The sequence below is a fragment of the Vibrio sp. 10N.286.46.A8 genome (genome assembly GCF_041470165.1).
GTDB classification, from domain to species: Bacteria; Pseudomonadota; Gammaproteobacteria; order Enterobacterales; family Vibrionaceae; genus Vibrio; species Vibrio tasmaniensis_A.
The window spans coordinates 1-25,741 of the sequence record NZ_JBFRLX010000019.1; the positions used below are offsets into that span (position 1 = coordinate 1).

Consider the following 25,741-nt stretch of genomic DNA (forward strand, 5'->3'; position numbering starts at 1 on the left):
TTGTAAGGGGAGGGCGATAGCTTTGAATTGGACAGAAACTATCTAAATATAAACTCCAAGTTATTTTATGCTGAATACTATACTCTGTTGAAATCGTAGTAGCATTCCTAAATGGTTATGATGAAAGCTACCGACCAATAAACTCAACTAAATCTTTCATCTTATTTTCTAAATCAAACGCCGAACAGTGTGTTTTATTCAGATTATCCACTATTGCTTTGGCAATTTGGACTTTCTTACTAGCATAACTCGAAGCAATATTTTTAATCGCCGACTCATCTAACTGACTTCCATCTTGGTATTGATAACAACTGGCAATAGCCTGATCAAACGAATCAAATTTTCCAAAATTAAAGTTGGATGCTTGAGTTATTCTCATTTCCAGTTCCTTACGTTTGTCTTTTTGACCAATAGCCTCTCGTTTGAAACCTTTCTTAGTTAAAACACCATACAACAGATCCTTACAAATGTAGTTCTCAATTTCACGGCCTTCCGAAATCCAAATTTTAACATAATCTTCTAGAGATGAATCTAAACCACAATTAACTCCATTTGCCACTTTAAGTCTCTCTAACATAGAAGTTAAGTAAGCTTTAAAAGCATCACTATCTCGTTTTTGTTGTGAAGAACAATCAGAATCAGTTATCAAATAAGCTTTTCTACTGGTACTTAAAATATTGATCAAATTCTCATCGATGTCATCTAGTGCAGTGAAAGATGCTAGGTTTGTTCCTCCAAAGTATAAGAAAGAGTAGTCCTTACCCTCTTTTAATTCATCATTTGAAAATATATCAATCCATTTTTTCAAGTAAATCCTATCACTAGGTCCTTCAACCCAGATAACGGCGTTAGCTTGAAGGATTTGAGAGGCTTTGACTCCCAATGAATCTAATGTTTCATAATGTTTTATTACATTATCATTTGGGGTAATAGAACTTGAACCGTTTGGTGATTTTAAGGTTCGATATACTGCCCAGTTTTCGTTCAAGCAATCAATAAGGGATGGAGAGTGAGTCGTTATAAAAAACCTATGGTTAGTAAGCTCTTTCTCAAAAATACTTACAAGTTTGACAACAGCTTCGGGGTGCAGGTTAGCTTCAGGTTCTTCCAGAAAAACATTTAGATTTATATCTTTATTAATCCACAAGTGTGATAAAAGCATTACGATTTGAGATACACCGGTACCCAACTGATCTAAAGAAAAAGATAACCCTGACTTAAACTCTAGGCTTAAATCTTTCTCGACAACATCAATATTGGTTACTTCCTCTGACAAAATATCAGTTAACCATTGCTTAATCTGTTTTTTATATCCAGCCCAGTTTGATGGTGTTGCTCTGTCGAGTCTCAATTTATCGAGTTCTTCAATAATTTTGGCACCGTCAAAGTAATAGCTTTGTTCATTATTTGAATTGCGTGAGTGGTGCCTAATAGGATCTACAAATACCAATGAATTTAAGAAGCGATTCCAGTAATACTTGTTATCATTAAATCCAGCAACATCATCCGTTGGATCAACCCAAGTTTCTAATTCAAGATCAGAGCAAATTAAACTGTTGCCATTGAAGATCTTCTTATCATTAACTTTCATATTCAAAACCGAAGTGTTTGAACTTACATCATGGCAACAATCTAGCGTGACTTGGTTCTCGTTGGCCTTGTAAGAAACCTTATCGTTGTTGTCTAAGACATTGTCACTTGAAAGTGAGATTTCACAGTTTATTTTTTCTTTTCCCCATCCCCATGTTTGGCTCTCATCAAGTTCAGTAGCGACTGAAATCGCCTTACCGACAGACAATTCTTCACTGGCTATACTTTTTAGGTAATTAAAGTATTTAGCTAAATTAGACTTTCCGGAGTTATTTGGTCCGATGATGAGGTTTATTGATTTTAATCCTTCTATATGTACCCCATCTAAATCGTATGATCGCCAACCGCTGAGCTTTATAGAATCAATTTTCATTTTGACTTATCCTGCTTGTGCCAAGAATCGACTAAAGATTTTAATGAATAGTTATCAGGCTTTCCTAGCTTCCAAGATTTATGATACTTAACGTCGTTACTACGAGGCATAGGGTTAGGTACTCTAAATTGAACTTTTCTCGGCAAATTGATTGAGTCACCAGAAACAAATGCTTCACCGTCACGAAGGCTAGGTAAGAAGTCAACTTGGCCAGCTAAGGTGTCCGGTAACAGTCGTTTAATCTTATTTTGGTCGAGATCATTGGTAAGTCTAAGGGCAATATACGTTCCGCATTGTGATAGGACTGTTGTTGAAACATTTGATGGACGCTGAGTTACAACAGTTAAACCAATGCCGTATTTTCTACCTTCTTTTGCAATTCGTTCCACTCGTTCTTTTGAAATGTTAAACTTCGAATCACTATCTTCTGGGATGTAGGTGTGAGCTTCTTCTAAAACTAAGTTAAGAGGAATACTTTCCGGATCTAAATCCCAATATTTAAAGTCAAAACATAACCTTGATATAACACCCACACATACAGCCCTTACTTCTGCTGGTAAGCCACTTAAATCTAGTATATTTAGATAATTCTGATTATCTGCTAAGCCTAATATAAATTCAAAATATTCAACGATTGAAGTTTCTGAACTTATTTCTTTATGAAGGAATGCATACCTAGTATCTTGTCGTATAGCTTGCAATTTAAGAACTAAACTTTCATATGGGGATTTTTTTGCAGCAGTACTTTGTGATTCTTTTTCTTTAATCAATTCACTTAGTAGAGTATCAATATTAAAGAAAATAGGGGTGTCTGCTGAAATGATAATGTCACTAATATTTAACTTTTCTGACTCGGCTAGTTTTAATTGAGTAATTAATCTTTTCAAAATAGCTTTCTGATTGGAACCTAAGTCGAGATTATATACACCAAAAAATTCTTCTAAATCTAAGAACCAATAAGGAAGGGTAAAGTCACTCCAAGGAATAGCGTTTGTTCTTTGTTTAAAACTATCACTAGGTGATTCTGTGTTGTATCCAAATGCTGATGGGTATTCATTGTGAATGTCAAAAAATAGTATACGTGGGCACTCGTAACTAGACATTATAGATTGTACTATTGATGCTACAGTACAGCTTTTACCACTACCAGTTGTGCCTAATATGGCAGTGTGTCGTCCCATTAATTTGTCTAAGTTTAAGTAAGTTTGGTCATCATCTTTTTCATCCGTAACACAAAAATGTTCTTTATCTTCGTTTAAATCTATTCCTATTAATTGATTCACTTGGTTGCTGCTAAGAAAATAGGTCTCACAATTTATCGTAGGGAGTCGTTTTGTCCCTCTATTAAATTTCCCTCCTACCGCACAACCTAATATTGAAAGGGTTACAACTTTTCTTTCTTCCCTAACAATTTCAAGCCCAGCTTCCGATCTTTTGGTTTTCTCAATTTCGGTTATCTGAACTTTGCTTATAGTACAGATTGTATTGCCGTGTGCGCCACCACAATTGACATAGGCACCGACCTCAGCGCAGTGTTTTACACCTTGAAATTCACGCTCTAAAAAATCTGCGTGGAGTATAATCACGGCGCCATCGACTTCTTTAATTTTACCGAACTTTAAAGCATCTTCTCTTAGTGTTGTTGTCAATTTTTGACTCCCTTGTTAGTTTGAGGACTTCGTGGTGGTTTGACACTTTAGGAGTTCAAACCATCTAACTGCCTTTTGACGGTTAAACTCCAGGCTATTAAAGCTAAGGAGGTTATGATCATGTTCACATCGGTGAAACTAGCACCTTTTGTCAATTATATCAGTTATATATGTCTCACCTAACGACGCTGTAAATTTTAAACTTATCAATAACTCCCCTTTGAAATGAATGTCTTCTTTTCTTTCGTTGTTCCTCCTTGACCTGTCTACAACTTCACACTTTATAGTGACTACATTGATCGAGAATCACGCTTTCTTTATGTCCTCCAAAGTAAGTAGAGAGACACTATGAACGTTTAATTCTAAACTCCACATTCTTGGTATTCATGATGCTTGGCAGCATGAGTGCCATAGCTCGTGATTCAATGTTTTACTTGCAGTACAGCTTCCGAAACGACTAGGGCAGATGCACGCGAAAATAGGCTGATAATCCCCTCCTAACCTCCCCTTAGTTTACATCTCCAATCTCTTGTTGGTAATGGGAAAGGGGAGGAACTGAATAGCGATCGCTACATGTGCTGCTATATGTTCAGCGCCAAAGAATGTTCTCCCCCTCGGTCGTATATCTCAAGAGATCGGGTCACTCCATTCGAGGGGGAGCTAGAGGGGGAGGCTTTGGTCTACTAGAACCATTCACACAACGTTGATGAAAGCGGTTAAGTCAGTGAAGTAGGGTGCTGTAGTTGTTAAATGATGGATGTAATCGTTGATAGATAAAACTAAGGCCTCGCGATTGCGGGGCCTTTTTGTTGGTTGGGGAGTTTTTGCTAGATACATTCATTTCAATTTGCGAGTCATACCCGCGTCTTTCACTCGTTTATGGTCCTTAAACGACGGCCTCATAGTTATATAAATGCTCTATCAACCACCCCTAGATACGTAATTAGCACCGCTGTTATTAGTAATGGCTGACCGAATCTAGTGGTGCTTTCTACTGACAATCACTTTAACTATGTGTTTAGGATGTCCTGCTATGGCTAAGAAAATAATATTCATTCATGGTCGCGCTCAAAAGCCCGATAAAGATTCCCTTCAAGCACTCTGGTACGAGGCCATAGAACATGGTTTGCAGCGAGATTGTGGAGACTCAAGTTCGTTACAAGCTTTTAAAGATGTAGATAAACGGTTTGTCTATTACGGTGAACTATCAAACACATTGTTAGATAAACCAACGGAAGACCCTGCAAGTCGACAGCAAGCGTTGTCTGAACTCAAAAAGTACAAGACAAGCCAGTTCAATAAAACAACGTATAACAAGGTATCTAAAATTGGTTTTCTAAAAGAGGCGTTAGCAGATACTTTTTCATCGCTATTTGGAAAGCTGGGTGTGGCTGAGACACTCATAACGAAGGTCGCGCCGGACATGGCGCACTATTGGAATGAAGATACCTACTTTGGCAGCGATGTCAGGTATAGGCTAATGGTTGAATTGAAGCAAGCGCTTGATAATCAAGATGATGTGATGATTGTGTCGCACAGTCTCGGGTCGATGATCAGCTATGACGTGTTATGGAAGTTGTCTCATTACGGAGAGTATAGACACAACTATGGTGCGGACAAGAAGGTCAACTTATTGCTTACGCTCGGGTCGCCGTTAGGCGATGAAAACGTAAAAGATAGGCTAAAAGGGAGCCGCTTGAAAGGTGAGAAGAAGTACCCTTTAAACATTCAGCAATGGATAAACATGTCGGCAGAAGATGATTTTATCTCTCATGACAGCAAAATTAGAAATGACTTTAAGGGTATGCTCAAACTGGGTCTGATACCCGGTGGAATGAAAGACATCCACCCGATCTACAACCTCAATATTCGCAACGGAAAAGGCAATCCGCATGCTTCCATCGGTTATCTCATCAACCCTAAATTCATCACGGTACTGGATGAATGGCTCTCGAGTTAATTTGGTTAACCATCGTAAATTTCTAGCTACTCGTTCGTTGGAACGCAGATAAAACAAGGCCTCGCGTGTGCGAGGCCTTTTTGTTTGTTGTACAGTTCACGAAAAATTAGGACAGATAAGCCCAGCAGCATCAGATCGAGTAATCATATTTTGAGTCACAACCTTAACGGTGCCGTTTAATCTGATACTATGCGTACATCATTCTGAATGAGTTGCTCAATTAGCCCATTTTGCTTCAAACCATTAGAGCCAATAACTATATGAACAAACATCTCAATCTATTTAGAACCTACGCAAAGAAAGAACGCACTTACCAATTAGAGAATGACTTAACTCGAGCGCTGGCTATTTGCCTACAAGAGGATGCTTTGTTTCTTCATGAAGTGCTCAAGTCTATTTTTGATGGGGATGCTCGCTACAACAAACTATTTCAAGATATCAATAAACCGCCTGTACTCCAGATCTCAATTCAAAAAAATGCCGAAAGTATTAAGGATTATAAACACATCTATGCGGTTAGTTTGAGTGAAGCTGAGATGGTTAATTTCTGGGGTCAAACTCGAGTTGATGAATATGACCCAATATGCGATTTAATACTTACTATTAACGATGTTTGTATTGTAATTGAAGTCAAGAGAGATGGTATTGATTGTACTGCTCAGTTGTATAATCAAATCTTCAATATTCTTCGTAAGGACAATTTAACTCTGGCTGAGTGCCAAGATATGGTTACAGACAGGGATCTAAATTGGAAGACGCTCATGACAATTGCTGTGACGGTATCAAGCTTTGAAAAGATGGGTGGTAACAAAAACCGCTTCTTAACTGATTTTATTCAGTTGGTGCGAGATCACAATCCCGAGTGGCTCCCTGCAACGCCAATTGCCTCTCTAAATCCTAAGAGTTGTAATGCAATATATAGACGTATTCGTATTGCTGTAGAGGATTTTGAAGCTGCTAGGGGTAATCTAGAACTCCTAACTTATAATGACCGTCTTGGGACAAACTTTTCCAAAGGCTGGGCAGATGAAGTGCTCTATGGGGTTTGTTCGGAAACTGGTGACTTAGTTGCGTCAATTTATCCAGGAAATACTAAGACTCAGGGATGGCATATTTTTCACAAAGATCCGGAATTTAGTAAAGAGCTAGTGTTAAATGGTCAATCTTACCCTTTGTGCATTGGCTATCACGTTAAATTTTCCGGGCAAGGTTATGTAAGCGGTTTATGGTTTGACAGCCATGAAATGAAGAAGAACTTGTATACACATGAAATCTTCAAAAACAAAACAGGTCGATACTCGAGAGACATTTGGAGTGATATTGAAGAGTTACTTGATGATCATTTATCTTACGGCTGGAAAGAGCAATGTGAGTGGAAAACGAAAATTCTAGACTCTAATCGTACTGTTATTAATATGGCGATTGGTTACGTAGTTACATTAACAATACCGAAAGAAGTTTTGGATAAGCTCGATACGCAAATCCATGATACTACTCAGCTTACAAAGCTTGTAGGTCATATTTACGATGCTTTTGAAAATGACTTGATAAAAGATTAAAAGCTCAATTTATTATGAAATATCAAACCGAACAAGTTGTTTCCAAGTCCCTCTGTAGTCAATTGATATTACAGTACAGTCCGCGAAGCAACTTCGGCTGATGCTCGTGAAAATCGGCTACAAATCCCCTCTTAACCTCCCCTTGGTTTACATCTCCAATCTCTTACTGGTTAAGGGAAAGGGGAGGAACTGAATACCGATCGTGACGAGTGCAGCTGTATGTTCAGCGCCAAAGAATGTTCTCCCCCTCAAACGCATGTCTAAAGAGATCGGTGAACTCCATTTGAGGGGGAGCTAGAGGGGGATATTTTTGATGCTAGAACCGCTTAACACACGTTGATGAAGCGGTGAAATTGATGAAGTTGGGGATGTTATAGTTCACAAGAAAAACTAAGGCCTCGCGATTGCGAAGCCTTTTTGCGTTCCGACTAAAACTAAATATTAATCGAGCCTAGCGAAAACTCGAGATAATCGCGGGAATTCCCGGTAGAAGGCCAACCAACGCCATCACACCACTTAGCACAATAAACATAGTGCCAGGCAACACCCAGCGGCTCATTTTACTCAGTTCACTACTACGTTCTTTACAACCGACTAAGCCTAAGTTATCCAACAGCATAGTGAGAGCCCAGCCAAATGCAGGGTTAACGAGCGCTGAAGAGAACACAACAATCGCTGCCGATTGGGTGGTTTTCCCTTCACGCGTCATTTCCATTCCAGCTTCTAGCAATGGAACAAATACCCCAACAATCAGCGCCACACACAGTACAGGTTGCCAGATAGCTAAATCCATCGGGTAACCCCAAACTGCGGCGATGATACAGAACAGAGCTGTGAGTAGCGCGCCAGCAGGAATAGGGCGTTTAGCAATCGCCGCCGGTACGATATAAGTACCCCATGAAGAGGTAAAGTTAGTACCACCAAGCAGAGAACCGAACGTTTGACGAATTGAAGCCGTGGTCATGGTGTCGTCGATGTTCATGTGTACTTTTTCGGTACGTTCTGGATAGCTGATTTTTTGGAATACTTGATGGCCTAAGAAATCTGGTGACCACATCGCTACAGCTAGAATCGCAAACGGCAATACCACCATGAAGTGTTCAATCGTCGGTAGGCCTAGCATCCAACCTGTATCTTCTCCCCACCAATACATAGGGTTCATGTTAGGCAAGCCTGGCTCTGTGTGGAAAGCAAATGGGGCTCCCATGGCAAATGCAATCGTACCACCCAGTAAGCAGCTAAGAGGCACCGCTAACCAACGTTTACGAAAATGTTCCAATAGCGCGTACAAAATAATTGTGCAAAAGATCACGACAAAAGCAATGTGGCTCATGCCAATTCCCTCAGCCCAAGCGAACAGCTTTTTCACTTGAGAAGCGGTTCCAACAAAGCCAAGGTAGAGCAATAATCCGCCACATACGCCTTTACTGGTGAGGTTGGCCAACATACTGCCACCTTTACTGATGGCTAAGATTAGGCCAAAAGCGCCAATCAGCAATCCAAACGCCATAGGGTGTCCGCCTGCTGCAACCACAATCGGAATTAAAGGAATGAGTGGGCCGTGTGTACCTGCGAGGTTCGCGGTCGGCAACAGGAAGCCAGAGAAAATAATAATGAAAACAGAGGCGATGAGGAGTTCATAACGAACGTTTTCTAGAATGAAGTCTTCATTTAATCCGAGAGCCCCAGCAAAGGTGGCTGCAATAGCGCCCACCATAACCACTTTACCAATGGTCGCCGCCATCGCTGGGATGGCGTCTTCTATCTCAAATCGATAATCTTTAAACGGCAAATTTGGACGCCAGCGCTTAGGCGACATGATTTGCAATTCGTGTTCTAGATACTGTTCTCGGGAATCAAATTCCGATCTTGGTTTATGTTGTTGTTCATAGGTGAGTTCATCCTCATGGACTTGAGGCTTCTCTGTTTGTATATGTGCGGACTCTAAAGTAGTGCTCATTTTGATTCCTTTCGTTCACACTCTGAGGTGTGTTATTCCAACAAACGTTGTTGACTCACGGCATGAAGTGAAAACAATGCGTCAACTTATCATTAAAAATTCATTAACATTTAGTTGTTAGTACCTTATACCAAACCAAAAAAAACAAATAGACTCAGTCGGTTAGACATTAGTCGTAGAGTCGGACGACTAGTATTAGACCCTGTAGATAGTATGTGTCTGTTTATTTGTAGGCGATGAGCTTTATTGGTAATAAATGAATATCTAACAAGAAATGCTTGGCGTTAAAGCATCAGATAGCATCCATCGATGAGTGGTTTCTGGGGTAACGTTTTTGGTTAAAAACTATTGATAATAATTCTCATTACGTTACCTTGTGGGCTCAAACACACTCATTGTTGCGGAGACCAACATGGAACACTCGGATATTACTCAACTGCTTATTCCAAAGAGCGATTGGGCATCGCCTGATCTCTTTCTCTATGAAGGGGAAGACAAACTTCATCTGAGCTTAGAAGGCGCAATTCAATACAGTGGATTGAACAGCATTGGTGGCGTGGTTCTGGGCTTTAGGATGATCCAACATGCGGTGCAACTCGCGGCGGGTGAGCAGTCTTTGCAACGTGATGGCATCAGTGTTTATACCGCGTTCCCTGGACGTGGTGCTCAAGATGCTTTTGAGTACACATGCCGCGCACTGCGTGATAGGCGCTATTGCTGTGATACCACATTGCATCACCCTGCAGCGCAAACCGGACAACGTGGTCAGTTCTTGTTTACGCTTCGCTTGAATGAACAGTCTATGGTGATGACGCCAGCAGACGGGCTTCCAAGAAAAAGCTATTTTGAGGCCGACAGACACGCACAAGAAGGTCGAGAGGCAGCATTGAGATGGCGTGATGAGAAGATTAACTTCGCCAATACGCTCTTGAGCTTGTCGCCAGAAGAGTGCTTACGCGTGTTGTAATTCTTTGTTCTCACTTACAGAATGAGCTCAAAAACACAATGAACAACAAGAGGTCGCTCGCTTTCAAGTGGGCGACTTTTTTGTATCAAGCGCTAACGGAAACCAGATTCCTAGTCGCGCTTAGGCTTGCTGGAATGACTCACTTTTAGCTTAGTGCGGTAGTCTAAAGTCTATGAGTTTCAGCAATCAACTTAAGCTGCCCGATCTCGATCCGCGACACATTTAGGCACGCAGGTGGTGCAGTTTTCAAAGCATTACACAGCTTACACTGACACGAAGTGATATAATTTTTGCCCAAAGCTTTGAAGAGCTAATGAATTAAAGGATGAGTACGATGGAAAAAACGATCTCGTTGGTACTTGGCAGTGGTGGCGCAAGAGGCTTGGTTCACGTTGGAATCATCCGTTGGTTAATTGAGCATGGCTATCAGATAAAATCCATCTCTGGTTGTTCAATTGGCGCACTTATCGGTGGTGTCTACGCTGCGGGTAAGTTGGATGAATTTGAAGAGTGGGTTACCAGTATCGACCAATCGGATATGGCGATGATGTTGGATTTTTCATGGCAATCGAGTGGTATCTTCAAAGGGGACAAAATCATCGACACACTGCGTGGATTGATCGGCGAGATTTCAATTGAAGATCTGCCTATCCCTTATACCGCAGTTGCCGCTAATGTCGCTGATGAAAAAGAGGTTTGGTTGCAATCAGGCTCTCTGTTTGATGCCATTCGCGCTTCTATCTCTTTGCCATTGTTCTTCACTCCTCATGTGATTAATGGCGAAGCGCTGATTGATGGCGGGGTACTCAATCCCGTACCGATTGCGCCTACCTTTGGTGATAAGACAGACTTTACTCTTGCTGTGAACTTAGGCGGCGAACCTGAAATTGTTCAACAGGAAGTGACACCGGTTTCCCTACCAACAAAAGAGAGTAACCTGCATGAGAAGGTTGTTCATTTTATCGATAATCTCGGTAGCAGTGTAAAAAGCAAAATGAGCTTCAATTTTGCAGCCTACGACATTGCCAACCAAGCGTTTGATGCGATGCAATCGACCATTGCTCGTCAAAAACTGGCCGCTTATCCCGCCGATATTACGCTTGAGATCCCACGTAATGCCTGTGGCACCTTAGAGTTTGATCGTTCACAAGAGATGATAGATAGAGGCTACCATTTGGCACAGGCTAAATTGGGCAATCGACTTTAATGTATTTGCTGCTGAATGAGAGTATTTATGGAAACTGAACTAAAACTATCTGAACTCAAAGAATTGGTCACAACAAAAGATGTCATCGTACTCACTAGCTCAGAAGCAGCTGCCGTATCTTGGCTGATAGAGTGCTATCAAGAGAACGCTGATATTCAGATTATCGAGAACGCACATCAGCTAGATACTGAAGCGGTTTTGGCGCAATGCCGAGACAGCCTGAGTCAAAATAAAAAGGTCATCCTCACCGCGCAGTTTCGTAGCCAGCTCCCTATCATCAATCTCGCTTCACTGTGTAATGAGAAGCGCAAGTCATTGATCAATATTGAGTTGTTAGGCTGGGATGAAGAGACTCGCCTTCCTCAGTCTTATAGCAGTTTCTAGGTTATAAGAATTTCTAGCTTATAGCGGTTCCTAGTTAACCGCATTCGCTATATAGCAGCCGTTTTAGGTAGCAGACAATGTAAGCGCATTACTTCAAATGTCTGCCGCCATCTAGGTGTAAGGTTCTTCCTGTCATGTAGTGACTGGCCAACACAAACTTGATGCCATCGATTATTTCCTCAAAGCCCGCTTCTGTGGGAATCAGAGCTTTCTGCAGCGCTTTGGTCTTGTATGCCTCATCGTCATGCTCATTAAACTTAATCATGGCTGGAGAGAGGGTATTTACTTTGACCTTGGGAGCCAGCATCGCTGAAAACGATAGCGTTAGGTTGTTGAGCGCCGCTTTACTGGCCGCGTAAGCAATGTGTTTTTTACTGCCTTTTTCTGCAACGTAGTCACTGATGTGGATGATGTCTGAAGTTTGATCGCCAGATATCAGTTGGTCTTTGAGTGTTAAATTGAACAGATAAGGCACGGTAGCGTGAATCGTCATCATCTGGTGCATGATGTGTGATGCATTTTCACTGGGATCTTTCTTGCTCTCAGGTTTCCAGTCCGAAGCGTTGTGTATGACGGCTCTGAGTGTCTTATATTTTTGACCAACATAATCAAGAAAGCCCTCTAAGCTGCTTTGTTGATAAAAGTCTACTTGCTGCAAGTCGGCTCCATTGTCGCGCAACCGTTGCAGTTGAGGATAGTCGCTGCGGTAAGTGCCAACCACTTTGTATCCATCCGCTATAAGTTGCTGCGCCAATGCGAATCCGAGTCGCTTTCCCACGCCGGTTATCAATATCGTTTCACTCATCGTAAAAACTCAGCTCTGGTTTGAGGGTTAGTTTTGAAAATACCACCGAGAGCGGTTGTTGAGGTTTCAGAGTTTGCATCCATGACGCCTCTGGATTTAACGCAATAGTGCGTGGCTTTAATCGTCACGGCCACGTTTTCTGTCTCTACTAGAGTCTGTATCGCGACTAGGATTTGCTGAGTAAGGCGTTCTTGTACCTGAGGACGCTGAGCGAAGAATCGAACGATACGGTTGATTTTAGACAGCCCAAGAATCTTGTTTTCAGGGATGTAGGCGACTTCCGCTAAACCATCAATAGTAATGAAGTGATGTTCGCACGTAGATGTTAAGTCGATATCCGATACCTTAACCATTTCATCAACCGACATTTTATTTTCTATAACACTGATTTTCGGGAAGTTATCGTAATCGAGCCCTGAAAATATCTCATGGACGTACATCTTTGCAATGCGATGAGGTGTTTCAGCAAGGCTGTCATCGGTTAAATCCAGTCCAAGCGTACTGACCACTTCCGTCAAAAGTCCTTTGATGCGGTTGTACTTCTGGTTGGGATTCATTTCGCTCGGTGTCATTGGAGTTTCAAGTCCTCTTGCGAGCAAAGCTTCTCTTACTTTTTCGGCTTCTGTATTCAGCATGACGCACTCCTTATGAATTATTGTCGTTGTCTGCTTCATAGCTCAGAGTGAGCGAAACAGAGTCAGCAAAACGTAGTGCATGAGGCTTGTCGATTCTCACTTGAGCGTATCGAACCCATGAGTGATCGATACAAATGCCGAGTACGTCGCTGGTCAATTTTTCCAAAAGCAGAAACCTTCCGGATTCGACATGTTGAATGATCTTCTTGCAGATGTTTTTGTAGTTAAGCGCGTTCTCCACATCATCAGAGAGGCAAAGGTTGTTAGCGGGGTAGTGGATTTCTGCATTAATGACGATGTCTTGCTGCTTAGACTTTTCTTCTTCGTTGAAGCCGATGAAGGTTCTTAGTCTGAGGTTTGTAATGGTGATAATGGCGTTGTGATTCATAACAGTGTCCAATCCTTAGAAAGTGAAGTCAGTTACGTGCTTGTTTTAAGAAAAGATCAGTAAAGCTCAGGTGATTAAGAGTTCAGTTGTTACTTTCGCAATTGTTCCTGTTGCAGTCGTTCTTTTTTCAGTCATGGAAAGGCTAAGTGAAACTGACCTGGAAAGGGATGGGTTCGGTTTTCTGACTTAACTGATCGAAGCTTTCCCAGAGCTGCTGATATGAGATGTCTAGAGTGGGGTGACGTTCTCGTGCGGCAACATCAACTAACGGCCTGAGCACAAATGCGTACTCGGTGATTTCGCCTCTAGGCAGCTCTACGCCATCAATAATGCCGACTTGATTACCATAAAGAAGGATGTCGATGTCCATCGTGCGTGAAGCATAGGCTTTGGTCTGGCGCTTGCGATCATTCTCTGCTTCGATTTGATGTAGAACCTGAATCAACTCTGCGACAGGGAGGTCACATTCAAACCCAACGACAAGGTTTAAGAAGTTGTCCCCCTCGAAACCGACAGGCTCGCAATCGTAGAAATTAGAAATGTGCAGCGGTGCAAAGCGGTCATTCAATGCGTTGAGAGATTCTGTGACGTGGTGTTCGCGGTTAATGTTGCTTCCGATGCTGACGTAGACGTTGGCCATAGTATTTCCTTTTTGTTTAAGAAACCTATACGTCCAACTCACGATGAAGATCAGCTATGCATCCTCTTAAAAACAGGAAGATAAAAGAAAATAGGGTTCTGCCGCAAATCGCCTCTGATAGTGATAGAATCCCCGCATCAGAATTATCGAGAATCTAGGTATTTATAAACAATGTTTATCCATCACGTTAACGGCATCGACTGGCTGGTGATTACAGCTTTTGAAGAACTGAAAACTATGTTTATCGAAGATGCAGGCCCAATCCCATCTTACTTCTCGACCGCCAGCGAATTGAGCCTGATTGATCAAGCCAAGCGCAGCTATGGATTTTTACCTAAACTCTGCGGTGTGATCACCGATACCGGCACGTATCAAAGTGAAAATCTTGACGAAGATTTGAACCCACAGCTTGCGTGCATAGTGGAAGGGCGAGGTCGAGTGTTTATTTATCACGGCGACTACGTGGCTTTTGTCGATGACGAACAAACCTTCATTACCCGAATGGACTGAACATAATTCAGTTGGTTGGAGCGGTTAATTAATTAGCTAATAGGATAATTAGTTAATTGATTGCGATAAGCTGCTCTGTAGATAAAACTAAGGCCTCGCGTTTGCGAGGCCTTAGTTTTGAGGCTATTACAATAAACCGATCTCTAACAGGTAATTGGATAGAAGTGTTCTAGTCCATGACAATTAGAGTCGTTACTGTCCTTACCAGATATCTTCGATTAAAGAGTCTTTAAGCTGCTCAGCTGCGGCAATGTTTTCTTTCGACATGTACTGTTTCACGTCGATTATCTCTTTCTCTGCATCCGAGTTACCGTATTCCTGTGCGACTTCAAACCATGCTAGCGCTTTAACAAAATCGCTCCATGTACCGTGACCATTACGGTAGGCGTAACCAACGGAATATTGACCATAATCGTTGCCCTGCATTGCGGCACTCGTGTAATACTCTAATGCTTTTTTTGCGTCTGTAGTTTTGAAACCACACGGTTTTTTGTATCGAGTAGAAGAGTAAATATCACCCATCTTCACATAAGAAAGTGTATGTTCATCTTCTTCAATGGCTTTGCTAAATAATTGCATCGCTTTAGAGCAACTCTTTTCAACACCTTGTCCATTTAGGTAAGAAATACCCAAATTGTACATAGCACTTGCATCGCCTAAGTTAGCCGATTGCTCAAACCAATACGCAGATTTGGAGAAGTCTTGAGTGACGCCTTGACCTTCATCGTATGAAAATGCGAGTTGATACATAGCGTCAGAATACCCCGCTTTTGCAGAAGCTAGGTAATAATCGTTGCCTTTCTTTAGGTCGACAGGTGTACCTTCACCATCAAAATACATTACGCCTAATGAGTAGAGCACATAAGGGTCTTTGCTGGTTTCAGCTTTGTGGTACCAAGCCAGTGCTTTTTCGTATTGCTCTTCGTAGTAATAATTATCTGCCAAGGTAATCATCGCTTTTACCTCACCAGATTCCGCTACTTGATTCATGTACTCATATCCGCGTTGTAAGTTCTCTTCATACATTGAATCTTCAATTAAAAGGTTAGCAGCCTGCATTAGCAATTCGTTATCGCTAGACGTTTCTGCGTTCTTTAAAAGTGCGAGTTCTTCGCCTTCAAAAGCTTCTATCTCAAGATCGTATGCAAAAGTGTTAACGGATAGCAGCAGCGATAGTGACGTTAAAAAAGTACAACTTTGTTTTATCATTTAAGCCATTTCTTATATTAGTAATGTTTCACATGAATATAACAAAACAGCTTTGAAAATAAAGGAAATTTCGGGATATCGAAAACCGAATTCACGACAATGAGACCTAGGGCATCTCAATATACTGGAAGCAACCAAGACTGGTTAATAAACGTTGACCCAAGCGATTAACTCAATGGCTTAGGCGCGGAAATTAGGTGGCACTGAGTCAGTAGCAATGGACAGAGCTCTATATGTGCCGATAATGATCTAGAGGTCTTTAAACCCAAGTTATCGTGACACTCATTACCTGACAGGCAGCTTGGTCTTTGTTTTTACCTGACCGAAGGCGAAGCTGGATTCAATCGAAGCAATATTGGGCAGGCGGGTTAATTGCTTGCGGATAAACTGCTCGTAGCTTTTTAGCGACTCGCTGACTACATGCAATAGGTAGTCGTGATTGCCCGTCATTAGAAAGCACTCTAACACTTCATCAATCACTTCGATGTGCTGTTCAAAGTCTCGCATGTTCTCTTCTGTCGGCTTTTCAAGTTTCACCAACACAAACACATTGACTGGCAGGCCACACGCTTCTTGGTCAACACTGGCGTGATAGCCGCGAATAATCCCTTGTTTCTCTAATGCTCGAATTCGGCGTAAGCAAGGAGAGGGCGACAGTGCCACGCGATCAGCCAACTCTTGATTAGTCAGCCGAGCGTTGCTTTGCAGTTCAGCCAGTATTTTCTTATCGATCTCATCCATTGGCATATTCCATCAATATTGAATTTAGTTTGGCAATATTATTGCTCAAAGTGTATGTCTTACTTCGTAAATAGCAATTTTTAGCATCTGCACAAAACTAAAATTAAAGGAGGAACAACAAGCATGGAATGACTTAGGAACTATGAATACTTCAACTCAACTTAGCCCGCTGCGTAAAACTACCAAACACGAACAAGCAGAAGCCCTTGCCATTGAGCAAGCCAAGCATTTTGGTATCGACCCAAACAGTGATTACGGCGTCACGCTTATCGAACTGGCGACGACACTGTACAAAGCCAATACCAAGACACTCGATCTTTGGGCATTGACGGTTGATGGCCTTTCAGAGCTCGATAAGAGCGACCGAATCGCTTGGTTTAACGCCAAACGTTTTTTGTCATTCCAGATCGCTAAGATCCTCGACAATCTGCAAAACCCAATGCGCGCCACTTACCAGTCTATTGCCACCAATAATGGTAATTTTGCATCCAAAGGTGCGTATCCTATCTTCGATAATGTCGCTGCTATTTTCTCTGCGAGCCCTGTGATTACACGTACCGCGACCTATTTGTTTGCGTGTACAGAATGGATTGAAGATGCGTTTAATGGTAAGGAGCCGCTGCACGATATTTACTCTCGACTGCTTAACCCAACATCGATTTCACTGGCTAACCACATGGTTGATATTGAGGCAGGCTCTAGAGCCAATGAGTACCTCGCATGGAACTTTAACTCGGGGATGGCCGCTATTGATGGGTTGTTGAGCCATCTACTTGGGTATGAAGACATTGTCTTAGCTTCACGCAATATCTACGGCGGTTCTTACCAACTGTTGGAAGATTGGTTTGGCAAGCCTTCGAACCTGAATGTCGCGGTAGAGTGGGTGGATGGTTACTCCGGGGATGAGTTTGCGACGCGACTTGATGAGGTTGCCGATAAATACGCAGATCGCATCGCTGCGGGTAAGAAAATCTACGTCTACCTAGAGTCACCGTGTAACCCGCATGGACACGTGTTAGATGTTGCTAGTATCAGTAAAGCAGGTCACTCTCGTGGTTGGGATGTGATTGTTGACTCGACAGTGGGCACGCCTTTATTACACCCAGTACTGAAACGTGATGATGTGATGGAAAGACCCGATTATGTTATTCACTCTTACACCAAAGAACTGGCGGGTTCTGGCACCACAACTGCTGGGGTTGTGATTGGCCGTAACGAGACCATGTTTATTCCAAAAGGAGAGGAGGTCACTTTCACCAAACCTAACGGCGATGAGGTCACCATTCCATGGAACGAAACGCTGTTTTGGAATGTGTACTACATTAAGGGCGCATTCCTAGACGCAGACAAAGCGTTTGAAGTGCTCAATGGTATGAAAACGTATGAGATGCGAGTGGTGCAAAAAACGATTAATACCCTGGCTCTGGCGAAGATCTTCGATGCCCACCCAGACATCAATGTGTCATGTCCAGCTTTGCCAGACAGCGATAACTATGAACACTGCCAGAACAACATGTACTTGGGTTTACCAGCGGCGCTTTTCACAATCGATATGGAAGGTAACGGCGACCGTGAACCAATCAATCGAGATGGGTTTAAACAGTTCTTCGACATGCTTGAGCCAGCAATCGGCATGCAAGTGAGCTTAGGGCAAACCAACACCGTGGCCTTATGCCCAGCACTGACCACGCACTCAGAGCTCAGCGATGAAGCGTTAAATGAAGCAGGCATCAAGCCAACCACAATGCGTATCTCTATCGGCTTGGAAGATCCGCGAATGTTCATCGCTCACATTATCGAGGCCGCTAAATTGTCGATTGACCGCAAACACGCAGACTTCTCATCGAGTTTCCCGAGTGGTGAGAGTATCGATGAAATCTATATGCAAACCTATATGGATGTACACCAGAGGTTTGTGAAGAGCTTGCCGAAGTTCAGTCAGCTTACTCAGTAACTTAGGTCAGTAAGGAAAGTTAACAAGAGAAGTCAGTGAAGTAGGGTAGCTGTAAACGTTAAATGAAAAACGTAAGGCCTCGCGTGTGCGAGGCCTTTTGGGTTTCGGGTAATAACATAAACCAATCTAGAACAAATCTTAGAAAAATGCGTCGATGAATCACCTAATAGCCTTTAACTCGTAGAATATGGGTAATTTATTTCTTATAACATAAGGCAAATATGAGCGGAAAAAGTAGTTTTTTGGACAACACTGATGTGGAGCACTTTTTCCACTCAATGAAGCTGCAATTAACGTTGGCTAGGGTAACCAAACACATCGTTCTCGTTGGCTGACTCTCCAGTTTGAGTTTCTGCAATATCCCAATGCTCTACAATTTTCCCTTCGTTATTAAAGCGGAAGATATCAATGTAACCAACACCTAAATCGCCTTTTTTACCGAGGTCAATTTGCTTCGAATGAACAAGAACCATGTCACCCATTGCGATTGTTTTTGCTATCTCCGTTTTTAGCTTAGTCCCGTTACTGTTTAAGTAATCAAGGTAACCAACCAATGCTTTTCTACCATTTGGAACCTCTGGGTTGTGTTGAATATAGGTTTCGCTAGAAATATACTTTTTTAACGCACTTGTATCCGCTGGGTTTTCAAAGCTTTTCAACACAGCAATGGCTCTGCCTCGATTACGCTCGATGTCTTGAGTTGCATCATAGATATTCGCGTCTGGCCCTTGGTACATGGTGTTTTTGTTTTCAGATTTTTCCGGAACTTGTTGGTAGTGATCCCAATGCTCTACCAGCATGCCATTTTCTTCTCTCCAGATATCAACATAAACATATTCCGCACCGTCTGAAGTTGTCCAAACAGAGTGTATTGCGACATAAGGACCTTCTGCAATGGTACGGTAGATATCTACTTTCACGCCAGGATCAGCAGTTAACTCGCCAGCTACCGCTTTAATCAGTTCTGCTGGTCCATCGCCATAAGCGGTAGCGTGTTGGATGTAAGTGTCACCAACGTACTTTCCGAAGTTGTTCAAATTCCTATAAACCAGTACATCTTCATAGAAGCCTTCCGCTAGTTTAATGGATTGATTAGTTTGAGCATCAATGGTGCTTAGGTTAGCAAAGCTTGGGGCAGTAAAAAGACAAACAGCCATTCCGATTGCAACAGATTTAATAGACATGATTCTTCCTTTTTAGGTTTGTTTTGTTTGAGCACCTGTATGTTAGCCAGTCTAATTAATTAAAAAAATAGGGCATTATTCATACTTCTCATGAACAAATTCGATTGGTTGTAGTTGTAGTTGTAGTTGTAGTTGAGGTAGTTGCGAGGTGGTAGGTAAAGTCTATTACTTAAATCGAGATCTAATGATGGTCACGGGATACTGGCTGGGATCTGATAACTATTTATTTTAAAAGGCGAATCAGAGCAATATAATTACTCTGAATAGATGAATAGATGAATAGATGAATAGATGAATAGATGAATAGATGAATAGATGAATAGATGGGTTCAATACACAGGCGTTTACTTGGTTTCAAAAAACAGAAACCTCATACCATGGTCGGTCTTTTTTAACATACAGCCAAAAAACTAAGAGTATCAATCCCAAATAATACTCACTGTAATCGATTTTTAAGCCAAGAATGACGCTCTGACTGCTTATTTCTATTGTGCCAGACTTTAACAATATTGAAGTGAGGAAGCTCAAAAGGTAAGGGGACCTGCTTAAAGTCTCTAAATAACGTTTCTGACAAGCGAGAAGGCATAGTCACTATGATATTTGTATCTTTAATTAAAGACGCTATCGCCCCAAAACTAGGCGCACTAGCCACGATTTTTCTCTTCACGCCTCGTTTTTTAAGTATTGTGTCTATCTCGGTTTGGTGAGAATGCTCAAAAGACATGATGGCGTGAGGTTTGGAGCAATATTGCTCTATCGTTGTTGGCGGTGTTTGCTTTTGAGGATTGAAAAAACAGACCTCTTGGTCAGAAAACAACTTAGTTTGAATTAAATCCGACTCGTTACTCGTTAGTTCTGGTGACAAAACAAAATCTACATCGCCAGACCGAAGTAATGAAGCCCACTGAAGTTGAGTTCTGGCTGGAGCTATGTGCAACGAGCTCATCGGCGCTGCTTTCTGAAAATCATGAAACATAGGTTTTATAACGGTTTCTATTTCATAGTCGTTAGCTGCGATGGAAAAAACTTTATCATCTATTAGTGGGTTGTATTGTTGTGAGCTTGCGAAAGCTTGCATCGATATTACGATTTCTCTGGCCTTTTCAATAAGTTCTCCCGCCTTTGGCGTAGGCGCGATGCCTCTTCCTGAAGTGACAAACAATTCATCTTTTACTATTTTGCGCAGTTGGTTAAGCCCATGGCTAACTGTTGATTGAGTAACCCCCATACTATCCGCTGCCTTTGTTACTGATTGGTGTTCGTAAACGCTAATAAACATGCGAAGTAGTCGTCCATCCAACGTAGAGTAATCGAAAGTATTCATAGGTAACATTCAACTTATGCAGTGTATTAATAATATAGGTTGTAACATACTCTTTCTCGATAAAACAGAACCAAAGATTGACTCACCGGAATGAACGATATTTTCGAGTTAATCGTGAATAAAGAATTCCAGTTTATAGAGGTATTTTATGCCCAGTTTTACTCCCCAATTACCAATTGCGTATGGTAATCACCAAGAAGCAATATCTTCTCCGAGGTTAAAAGGTTGGCATGCACATATTTATTTTAACGAACTTACCGAGCAAACGGCTCAAAGGGTAATTAACGATATAGCATTAGAAATTACAGATCTCAGACAAGGCCAACTGCATCGAAAATTGGTTGGCCCTCATCCCTGTTGGAGCTGTCAGCTTTACTTTAAACCACATTTATTAAGTGACGTAGTCACTTGGTTGACGTTCAACCGAAAAGGCTTAACGATACTTTTTCACCCCATCAGTGGAAATGAGTTGTTAGATCATAAAGATAGAGTTTTTTGGATGGGAGATGTGAAAGACCTAAGTCTAGAGAATCTATAAAGCCCCAAATTTGTATCGATGATGAAAACAATGAAAACATTAGACATAAATGTATTGGCCGTACTTTCCAATACAAAAAACGTTTTAATCTATGTTCTACAAAATGGAAGGAATTATGTTCGAAATTAAGTCGTTAAATTGACTTTATAATCCAACAGGATGGGATTATTGGAATGGGTGGGATTAATGGGAATGCTTGAGAAGATTGATCAACAATGGCTAAAAAGTTTTCACTGTGTCTATGAGAATAATAGCTTTTCTCAGCTGCTTTTTTAGTTGTGCCATACGAATTATTAAAGATGATAGAAAAATGCCTGCCAAATTGGCAGGCATTTATTGATGCTAATTTGCTTTGGGTGCTTTGGAAGCTTCGTGTTGCTCAACCATGAACGCAACGGCTTCATCGTTTAGACAAGATTTACTGACGTATTGGCGCTGTTTTCCAATATGAAGGATAAAACCTAAATCGGTTTGTTCAAGTTGGTCAATGTCACGCCAAGCGATAGTATTGGTGGCTTTACGGTTTTTATAACTCACACCATCAGTATCCCCTGAAAAGACCACTTTGCTGCCAGCACCTGAGCTGATTTTTTGTCGCCATAACCACCAGGTTCTCTTGCAATATACACTGAACGCTTCAATCACACTCAAAACGATAAAAAACCAGCCTACGTAGCCACTAGGTAACAGTTCAAACTCCAATAGAACCCAACCAAAAATAAGAAACAAAAATGCCTTTAAATAGGCTTTTGGAAACTGAGTCGGAAGGCTAGTTTGATCATAACACTCTGCGAAAAACGTTTTGTCGAGGGTGTATTCTGTGGTGAAACCGGGATCTTTAGGCATGTGTGGCTACTTTGTAGTTCTTTGTTGAGGCGCATTATATCGCTTCACGCTGGTTTGTCTTAGCGGTTTCAATCCTCTTTTGTAAATCAATAATACTGAATGCGTTTACTCGCATGATAGCTAAATTGTTACGCTGTAGCTAAGTGGTCGCCCCGCGACAAGCTGTCATGTCTCATAGCTATTTTAAGTAACCTTGTTGCTCCATTCATTGTATTGCGCTTTAGATACCGACTTCATGCGACACCAACTTGGCGACCCCAGTCTTCCTATACTCACGGCTTTTCTTTTTTCGTTGTTGTAATTTTAACCCAAAGTAACAGCTGTTCTATACGTTTCTATATTAAATGAATGATGTTAGACCGCTTACTGTTCTATCAGATGAAATGTTGTTCTTATAACAAATTACCCCGCAAGTGCGAGGTATTTAGAGGCTAGCGTATCATCAAATAGGGCTAGCCAATTAGTTTTCTGTTAATGGGTTTTCTTAGAAAAACTTCTTAATCGCTTTTTCAGCACAAGCGACATCTAAGTGGCCACCCGGAGCGCCACCCACACCAATCGCGCCTATCATGGCATTGTTCAGTTGTACCGGAACACCACCCGCCAGGAATAACAAGTTGTCGTCCATATTCTGCAAGGGTTGCATGATAGGTTTTTCGGCGATGAGTTTCATCAGGTTACCTGACGGCTGCTTCATGCTTGCCACTGTGAACGCTTTTTTGCGTGAGCTATCAAGAGTGTGGATGCCTGCGCCGTCAGAACGTAGTTGAGCAATCACATTGCCCGACAAGTCGACAACAGTCGCAGAAACCTTGTAGCCATCGGCTTCACATTGATTAACGGCTTCATGGGCAAGCTTGAAGGCCGCTTCTGATGATATTTGAGTGAAAGAGACCGTTTGTGTTTCTGCTGCCATTGCATTGTGAGAAAGGCTAAGGAAACCAAGGGTTGCTGCTAGTACTGTTAGTTTTGTCGTTTTCATGTTTACTCCGTTAAAGCATCTGTTTTCAAAAAGAATCTGTTTTCAAAAAATATTCGTTTTTCAAATTCCGAATTCTATTTTTTGTTTGTTTAGAAAGGGTGTTTTTAATCAACTGGTTCATACTAACGAATGCATGATTACGACTGGCTTTCTTGAACATTACAAAGTTGCAATGTTGGTTATATTCGAGAAAGGATATTGATAGAGTGTATTAAGACCACGGCAAATAAATAAACGGACGTTAATGAAAATACTATTGATTGAAGATGACATTCATATCGCGAGATTTTTGGTGAATGGTTTTCAGCAAGAAGGGATAACGGTGACACACGCAACAGATGGTGTTGATGGATTACACGAGGCCGTAACCGAAGAGTATGACGTGATCATTCTCGATATCATGTTGCCAAAGAAAGATGGGTTTGAAGTGTTGGCTGAACTCAGAGGGCAAGGCTACGCGACGCCCGTCATCATATTAAGTGCCAAACACTCAGTGGAAGAACGAGTGCAAGGGCTACAGTCAGGTGCTGATGATTATTTGGTAAAACCTTTTGCATTTCCTGAGTTATTGGCTCGTTGCCAAACCTTGGTGCGTCGAGGTAAGCAACCGACAACTCAGCCATTAGAATTGCATTACGGCCCGCTTAGCTTAGACCTACTTAAACACACGCTGCAAAGAGATCAACAAACGATCACCATTAATCAGCGCGAGTTTATGTTGATGAAATTACTGCTCGAAAACCGAGAGGCTGTGATGTCGAAAACGGCGATTCTTGAGCATGTTTGGGGGCATCAGTTTGATCCGCAAACCAACGTGGTCGATGTTTTGGTTTGTAGGCTTCGCAGCAAAGTTGATAAGGGTTTTTCTAAGCCGTTAATTCACACACTTCGAGGTGTTGGCTATGTCCTCAAGTCGTAGTATTGAACAGGCGCTTGCTAAAGCGCAGAGACATTTGTTGGTTCGCTTTATGTCGACTTTACTGCTCTGCTTGCTGCTGGTGGAACTGATTGTTGGGGCGATCTTCTTTTTCGACCTTTACCAAACGGAAAAGAAGATCCTTACGTCTATGTCGACCGAGTATCAGCGTATTTTGACTTACGATTCGAGTGAGCGATTGATTCATGTTTTAGAGGCGAATCCTCATCGGCTACTCGAAAACAACATTGCGGCGTATAAGCTTGAGAAGGGCGCTTCATCTGATGGCGTGTTTATCGCTGGTGTTCAACATTTATCAACAGCACAGCCTTTTTCTAACTTCCAAATTGATGACAATCGTTCATGGCTAGAGAGCTTCATCTTTAGTCCCTATATGTCGTTACCTATTGAAGGGGAGCAGTATGATTTCTGGTTGGTTTTGGATAACCGAGCAAGAGACTTTATCGCCTACAATCAATGGCTAATGACCTTATATGCGTTGCTTGCTCTCGTGGCTGTGACCGCAGTATTCACTCGTAACATCATCCAGAGTGCGATGTCTCCGTTAGTGACCTTTGGCGACCTGCTCGATAAGCTGAAAAAAGGGCAGTTAGAATTTCCTAGCACTAAAAATGAAGCCGAATCTGATTTAGCGCAAGGGCTCAACGTGATCAGCTCTAGTGTCCATACTGCGGTTGCCAAGTTACAGCACGTGACGACAACCTTGAATACGACCGTCGATGCGATCGCTCATGATATTCGAACTCCTTTGTCGCGTATTACGTTAGCCTCCCAAACGGCATTGCTCAATAACGCCGACCAACAAGCGATGAAAGACGCATTGGCAGATTGTTCTGAACACGCCATGCAGGCAAGCAATATGTTAACCGCCTTGATGAAGTTGAACGACGAGCTGACCGGAAAGCGCATACCACAGAAAGTGCCGACTCAGGTCTCTGACGTGATTAGCAATGTGGTGAGCTGGTATGAAGATGTTGCAGAGGACAAACGAATCGAGCTGGTGGTTGAGAGCGCTGATGGTCTTGCGATTCAGTCAGACCCTGATAAGTTGACTCAGGTGTTGGTTAATCTTGTTGATAACGCGATTAAGTACACCGAGCCCGAAGGAAGAGTGACGGTCAAAGCGGAGCAAAGCACCGAAGGTAAGGTCGAGATAAGTATCCAGGACACCGGTGTGGGCATTGAACAGAAATATCAGGACTTGATTTTTGACCGACTTTACCGAGTCGACAGCAGCCGCAGCAATATCGAGGGGTATGGTCTTGGATTATCTTTAGCGCTTGCCATGGTCGAGAATCTAGAAGGAACGCTAGTCGTTGAATCTGAATTGGGTGTGGGAAGTACTTTTACTCTTTCGTTGTAACAACGATTTATATCGTCACTTCGTCTTTGAAATTTC

23 protein-coding genes are annotated in these 25,741 nt (G+C 42.0%); 10 read left to right on the forward strand and 13 right to left on the reverse strand.

The window, feature by feature from the left end; genetic code table 11:
* Positions 1-127 precede the first annotated feature (127 nt).
* Positions 128-1,963, reverse strand: a complete 1,836-nt coding sequence (locus AB4232_RS02640) for an ATP-dependent endonuclease (protein ID WP_372086042.1) — start codon at positions 1,961-1,963, stop codon at positions 128-130.
* Positions 1,960-3,612, reverse strand: coding sequence for an ATP-binding protein (locus tag AB4232_RS02645; RefSeq protein ID WP_372086045.1), 1,653 nt, complete (start codon positions 3,610-3,612; stop codon positions 1,960-1,962). Before AB4232_RS02645 ends, AB4232_RS02640 begins: the two co-directional genes overlap by 4 nt.
* Positions 3,613-4,645: 1,033 nt before the next feature.
* On the opposite strand from AB4232_RS02645, the gene AB4232_RS02650 reads away from it, so the two are divergent.
* Positions 4,646-5,572, forward strand: coding sequence for a hypothetical protein (locus tag AB4232_RS02650; protein ID WP_372086047.1), 927 nt, complete (start codon positions 4,646-4,648; stop codon positions 5,570-5,572).
* 260 nt (positions 5,573-5,832) lie between these two features.
* A complete protein-coding gene (locus tag AB4232_RS02655; RefSeq protein WP_372086049.1) occupies positions 5,833-7,131 on the forward strand; it encodes a hypothetical protein in 1,299 nt (432 codons plus the stop codon).
* Between the two features lie 451 nt (positions 7,132-7,582).
* Here AB4232_RS02655 and AB4232_RS02660 read toward each other — a convergent pair whose 3' ends face one another.
* Positions 7,583-9,091 carry a DUF3360 domain-containing protein gene (locus AB4232_RS02660; RefSeq protein WP_372086051.1) on the reverse strand — a complete coding sequence of 503 codons (1,509 nt, stop codon included), beginning with the start codon at positions 9,089-9,091 and terminating at the stop codon, positions 7,583-7,585.
* A gap of 412 nt (positions 9,092-9,503) precedes the next feature.
* Between AB4232_RS02660 and AB4232_RS02665 the strand changes: the two genes are divergently transcribed.
* The 3 genes from AB4232_RS02665 (at position 9,504) to AB4232_RS02675 (ending at position 11,649) form a co-directional block, all read left to right on the forward strand.
* On the forward strand, positions 9,504-10,058 hold the full coding sequence (locus AB4232_RS02665; RefSeq protein WP_009846993.1) for a hypothetical protein: 555 nt from the start codon (positions 9,504-9,506) through the stop codon (positions 10,056-10,058).
* A gap of 334 nt (positions 10,059-10,392) precedes the next feature.
* Positions 10,393-11,265 carry a patatin-like phospholipase family protein gene (locus AB4232_RS02670; protein ID WP_372086053.1) on the forward strand — a complete coding sequence of 291 codons (873 nt, stop codon included), beginning with the start codon at positions 10,393-10,395 and terminating at the stop codon, positions 11,263-11,265.
* 15 nt (positions 11,266-11,280) lie between these two features.
* Positions 11,281-11,649 carry a hypothetical protein gene (locus AB4232_RS02675; protein WP_372086055.1) on the forward strand — a complete coding sequence of 123 codons (369 nt, stop codon included), beginning with the start codon at positions 11,281-11,283 and terminating at the stop codon, positions 11,647-11,649.
* 88 nt (positions 11,650-11,737) lie between these two features.
* On the opposite strand, the gene folM is transcribed toward AB4232_RS02675, so the two are convergent.
* The 4 genes from folM to folK all read right to left on the reverse strand — a co-directional run bounded on the left by folM (position 11,738) and on the right by folK (position 14,117).
* Entirely contained in the window at positions 11,738-12,454 is a 717-nt protein-coding gene (gene folM / locus AB4232_RS02680) for a dihydromonapterin reductase (protein WP_372086057.1), read from the reverse strand.
* Positions 12,451-13,089 (reverse strand): GTP cyclohydrolase I FolE, encoded by a 639-nt coding sequence (gene folE / locus AB4232_RS02685; protein ID WP_017099742.1) that lies wholly within the window; start codon positions 13,087-13,089, stop codon positions 12,451-12,453. The genes folM and folE overlap by 4 nt, the downstream gene beginning before the upstream one ends.
* A gap of 10 nt (positions 13,090-13,099) precedes the next feature.
* Positions 13,100-13,477 (reverse strand): dihydroneopterin triphosphate 2'-epimerase, encoded by a 378-nt coding sequence (gene folX / locus AB4232_RS02690; protein ID WP_102534839.1) that lies wholly within the window; start codon positions 13,475-13,477, stop codon positions 13,100-13,102.
* 142 nt (positions 13,478-13,619) lie between these two features.
* Positions 13,620-14,117 carry a 2-amino-4-hydroxy-6-hydroxymethyldihydropteridine diphosphokinase gene (gene folK, locus AB4232_RS02695; RefSeq protein WP_372086059.1) on the reverse strand — a complete coding sequence of 166 codons (498 nt, stop codon included), beginning with the start codon at positions 14,115-14,117 and terminating at the stop codon, positions 13,620-13,622.
* Positions 14,118-14,288: 171 nt separating this feature from the next.
* On the opposite strand from folK, the gene AB4232_RS02700 reads away from it, so the two are divergent.
* Complete coding sequence (locus AB4232_RS02700; RefSeq protein ID WP_372086061.1) at positions 14,289-14,627, forward strand: cytosolic protein; 339 nt, start codon at positions 14,289-14,291, stop codon at positions 14,625-14,627.
* A 201-nt stretch (positions 14,628-14,828) separates the two neighbouring features.
* Here AB4232_RS02700 and AB4232_RS02705 read toward each other — a convergent pair whose 3' ends face one another.
* A complete protein-coding gene (locus AB4232_RS02705) occupies positions 14,829-15,836 on the reverse strand; it encodes a tetratricopeptide repeat protein (protein WP_372086064.1) in 1,008 nt (335 codons plus the stop codon).
* Between the two features lie 285 nt (positions 15,837-16,121).
* Positions 16,122-16,577 (reverse strand): Lrp/AsnC family transcriptional regulator, encoded by a 456-nt coding sequence (locus AB4232_RS02710; protein ID WP_009846980.1) that lies wholly within the window; start codon positions 16,575-16,577, stop codon positions 16,122-16,124.
* Between the two features lie 142 nt (positions 16,578-16,719).
* On the opposite strand from AB4232_RS02710, the gene AB4232_RS02715 reads away from it, so the two are divergent.
* Entirely contained in the window at positions 16,720-18,531 is a 1,812-nt protein-coding gene (locus AB4232_RS02715; RefSeq protein ID WP_372086067.1) for a PLP-dependent transferase, read from the forward strand.
* Between the two features lie 290 nt (positions 18,532-18,821).
* On the opposite strand, the gene AB4232_RS02720 is transcribed toward AB4232_RS02715, so the two are convergent.
* Both AB4232_RS02720 and AB4232_RS02725 read right to left on the reverse strand, forming a co-directional pair.
* Positions 18,822-19,715, reverse strand: coding sequence for a nuclear transport factor 2 family protein (locus AB4232_RS02720; protein ID WP_009846978.1), 894 nt, complete (start codon positions 19,713-19,715; stop codon positions 18,822-18,824).
* A 436-nt stretch (positions 19,716-20,151) separates the two neighbouring features.
* Entirely contained in the window at positions 20,152-20,994 is an 843-nt protein-coding gene (locus AB4232_RS02725; protein WP_102258565.1) for a LysR family transcriptional regulator, read from the reverse strand.
* A 193-nt stretch (positions 20,995-21,187) separates the two neighbouring features.
* Between AB4232_RS02725 and AB4232_RS02730 the strand changes: the two genes are divergently transcribed.
* Complete coding sequence (locus AB4232_RS02730) at positions 21,188-21,577, forward strand: DOPA 4,5-dioxygenase family protein (RefSeq protein ID WP_372086070.1); 390 nt, start codon at positions 21,188-21,190, stop codon at positions 21,575-21,577.
* Positions 21,578-21,919: 342 nt separating this feature from the next.
* Here AB4232_RS02730 and AB4232_RS02735 read toward each other — a convergent pair whose 3' ends face one another.
* Positions 21,920-22,423 carry a YcxB family protein gene (locus AB4232_RS02735; RefSeq protein WP_372086073.1) on the reverse strand — a complete coding sequence of 168 codons (504 nt, stop codon included), beginning with the start codon at positions 22,421-22,423 and terminating at the stop codon, positions 21,920-21,922.
* A 484-nt stretch (positions 22,424-22,907) separates the two neighbouring features.
* Positions 22,908-23,405 (reverse strand): heme-binding protein, encoded by a 498-nt coding sequence (locus AB4232_RS02740; RefSeq protein ID WP_372086076.1) that lies wholly within the window; start codon positions 23,403-23,405, stop codon positions 22,908-22,910.
* Positions 23,406-23,649: 244 nt separating this feature from the next.
* On the opposite strand from AB4232_RS02740, the gene AB4232_RS02745 reads away from it, so the two are divergent.
* Positions 23,650-24,324, forward strand: a complete 675-nt coding sequence (locus tag AB4232_RS02745; protein ID WP_009846974.1) for a response regulator transcription factor — start codon at positions 23,650-23,652, stop codon at positions 24,322-24,324.
* Positions 24,308-25,705: a sensor histidine kinase gene (locus tag AB4232_RS02750; protein ID WP_372086078.1), complete on the forward strand. Its 1,398-nt coding sequence runs from the start codon at positions 24,308-24,310 to the stop codon at positions 25,703-25,705. The genes AB4232_RS02745 and AB4232_RS02750 overlap by 17 nt, the downstream gene beginning before the upstream one ends.
* Positions 25,706-25,741: the final 36 nt, after the last annotated feature.

Bases quoted from the DNA above. Each gene is read 5' to 3' on its own strand.
- AB4232_RS02720 (WP_009846978.1), bottom strand. From the start codon at position 19,715: ATGTCTATTAAATCTGTTGCAATCGGAATGGCTGTTTGTCTTTTTACT.
- AB4232_RS02670 (WP_372086053.1), top strand. From the start codon at position 10,393: ATGGAAAAAACGATCTCGTTGGTACTTGGCAGTGGTGGCGCAAGAGGC.
- folX (WP_102534839.1), bottom strand. From the start codon at position 13,477: ATGAATCACAACGCCATTATCACCATTACAAACCTCAGACTAAGAACC.
- AB4232_RS02740 (WP_372086076.1), bottom strand. From the start codon at position 23,405: ATGAAAACGACAAAACTAACAGTACTAGCAGCAACCCTTGGTTTCCTT.
- AB4232_RS02675 (WP_372086055.1), top strand. From the start codon at position 11,281: ATGAGAGTATTTATGGAAACTGAACTAAAACTATCTGAACTCAAAGAA.
- AB4232_RS02730 (WP_372086070.1), top strand. From the start codon at position 21,188: ATGCCCAGTTTTACTCCCCAATTACCAATTGCGTATGGTAATCACCAA.
- AB4232_RS02725 (WP_102258565.1), bottom strand. From the start codon at position 20,994: ATGTTTATTAGCGTTTACGAACACCAATCAGTAACAAAGGCAGCGGAT.
- AB4232_RS02710 (WP_009846980.1), bottom strand. From the start codon at position 16,577: ATGGATGAGATCGATAAGAAAATACTGGCTGAACTGCAAAGCAACGCT.
- folK (WP_372086059.1), bottom strand. From the start codon at position 14,117: ATGGCCAACGTCTACGTCAGCATCGGAAGCAACATTAACCGCGAACAC.
- AB4232_RS02660 (WP_372086051.1), bottom strand. From the start codon at position 9,091: ATGAGCACTACTTTAGAGTCCGCACATATACAAACAGAGAAGCCTCAA.
- folM (WP_372086057.1), bottom strand. From the start codon at position 12,454: ATGAGTGAAACGATATTGATAACCGGCGTGGGAAAGCGACTCGGATTC.
- AB4232_RS02640 (WP_372086042.1), bottom strand. From the start codon at position 1,963: ATGAAAATTGATTCTATAAAGCTCAGCGGTTGGCGATCATACGATTTA.
- AB4232_RS02735 (WP_372086073.1), bottom strand. From the start codon at position 22,423: ATGCCTAAAGATCCCGGTTTCACCACAGAATACACCCTCGACAAAACG.
- AB4232_RS02655 (WP_372086049.1), top strand. From the start codon at position 5,833: ATGAACAAACATCTCAATCTATTTAGAACCTACGCAAAGAAAGAACGC.
- AB4232_RS02750 (WP_372086078.1), top strand. From the start codon at position 24,308: ATGTCCTCAAGTCGTAGTATTGAACAGGCGCTTGCTAAAGCGCAGAGA.
- AB4232_RS02705 (WP_372086064.1), bottom strand. From the start codon at position 15,836: ATGATAAAACAAAGTTGTACTTTTTTAACGTCACTATCGCTGCTGCTA.
- AB4232_RS02745 (WP_009846974.1), top strand. From the start codon at position 23,650: ATGAAAATACTATTGATTGAAGATGACATTCATATCGCGAGATTTTTG.
- AB4232_RS02700 (WP_372086061.1), top strand. From the start codon at position 14,289: ATGTTTATCCATCACGTTAACGGCATCGACTGGCTGGTGATTACAGCT.
- AB4232_RS02650 (WP_372086047.1), top strand. From the start codon at position 4,646: ATGGCTAAGAAAATAATATTCATTCATGGTCGCGCTCAAAAGCCCGAT.
- folE (WP_017099742.1), bottom strand. From the start codon at position 13,089: ATGCTGAATACAGAAGCCGAAAAAGTAAGAGAAGCTTTGCTCGCAAGA.
- AB4232_RS02665 (WP_009846993.1), top strand. From the start codon at position 9,504: ATGGAACACTCGGATATTACTCAACTGCTTATTCCAAAGAGCGATTGG.
- AB4232_RS02715 (WP_372086067.1), top strand. From the start codon at position 16,720: ATGAATACTTCAACTCAACTTAGCCCGCTGCGTAAAACTACCAAACAC.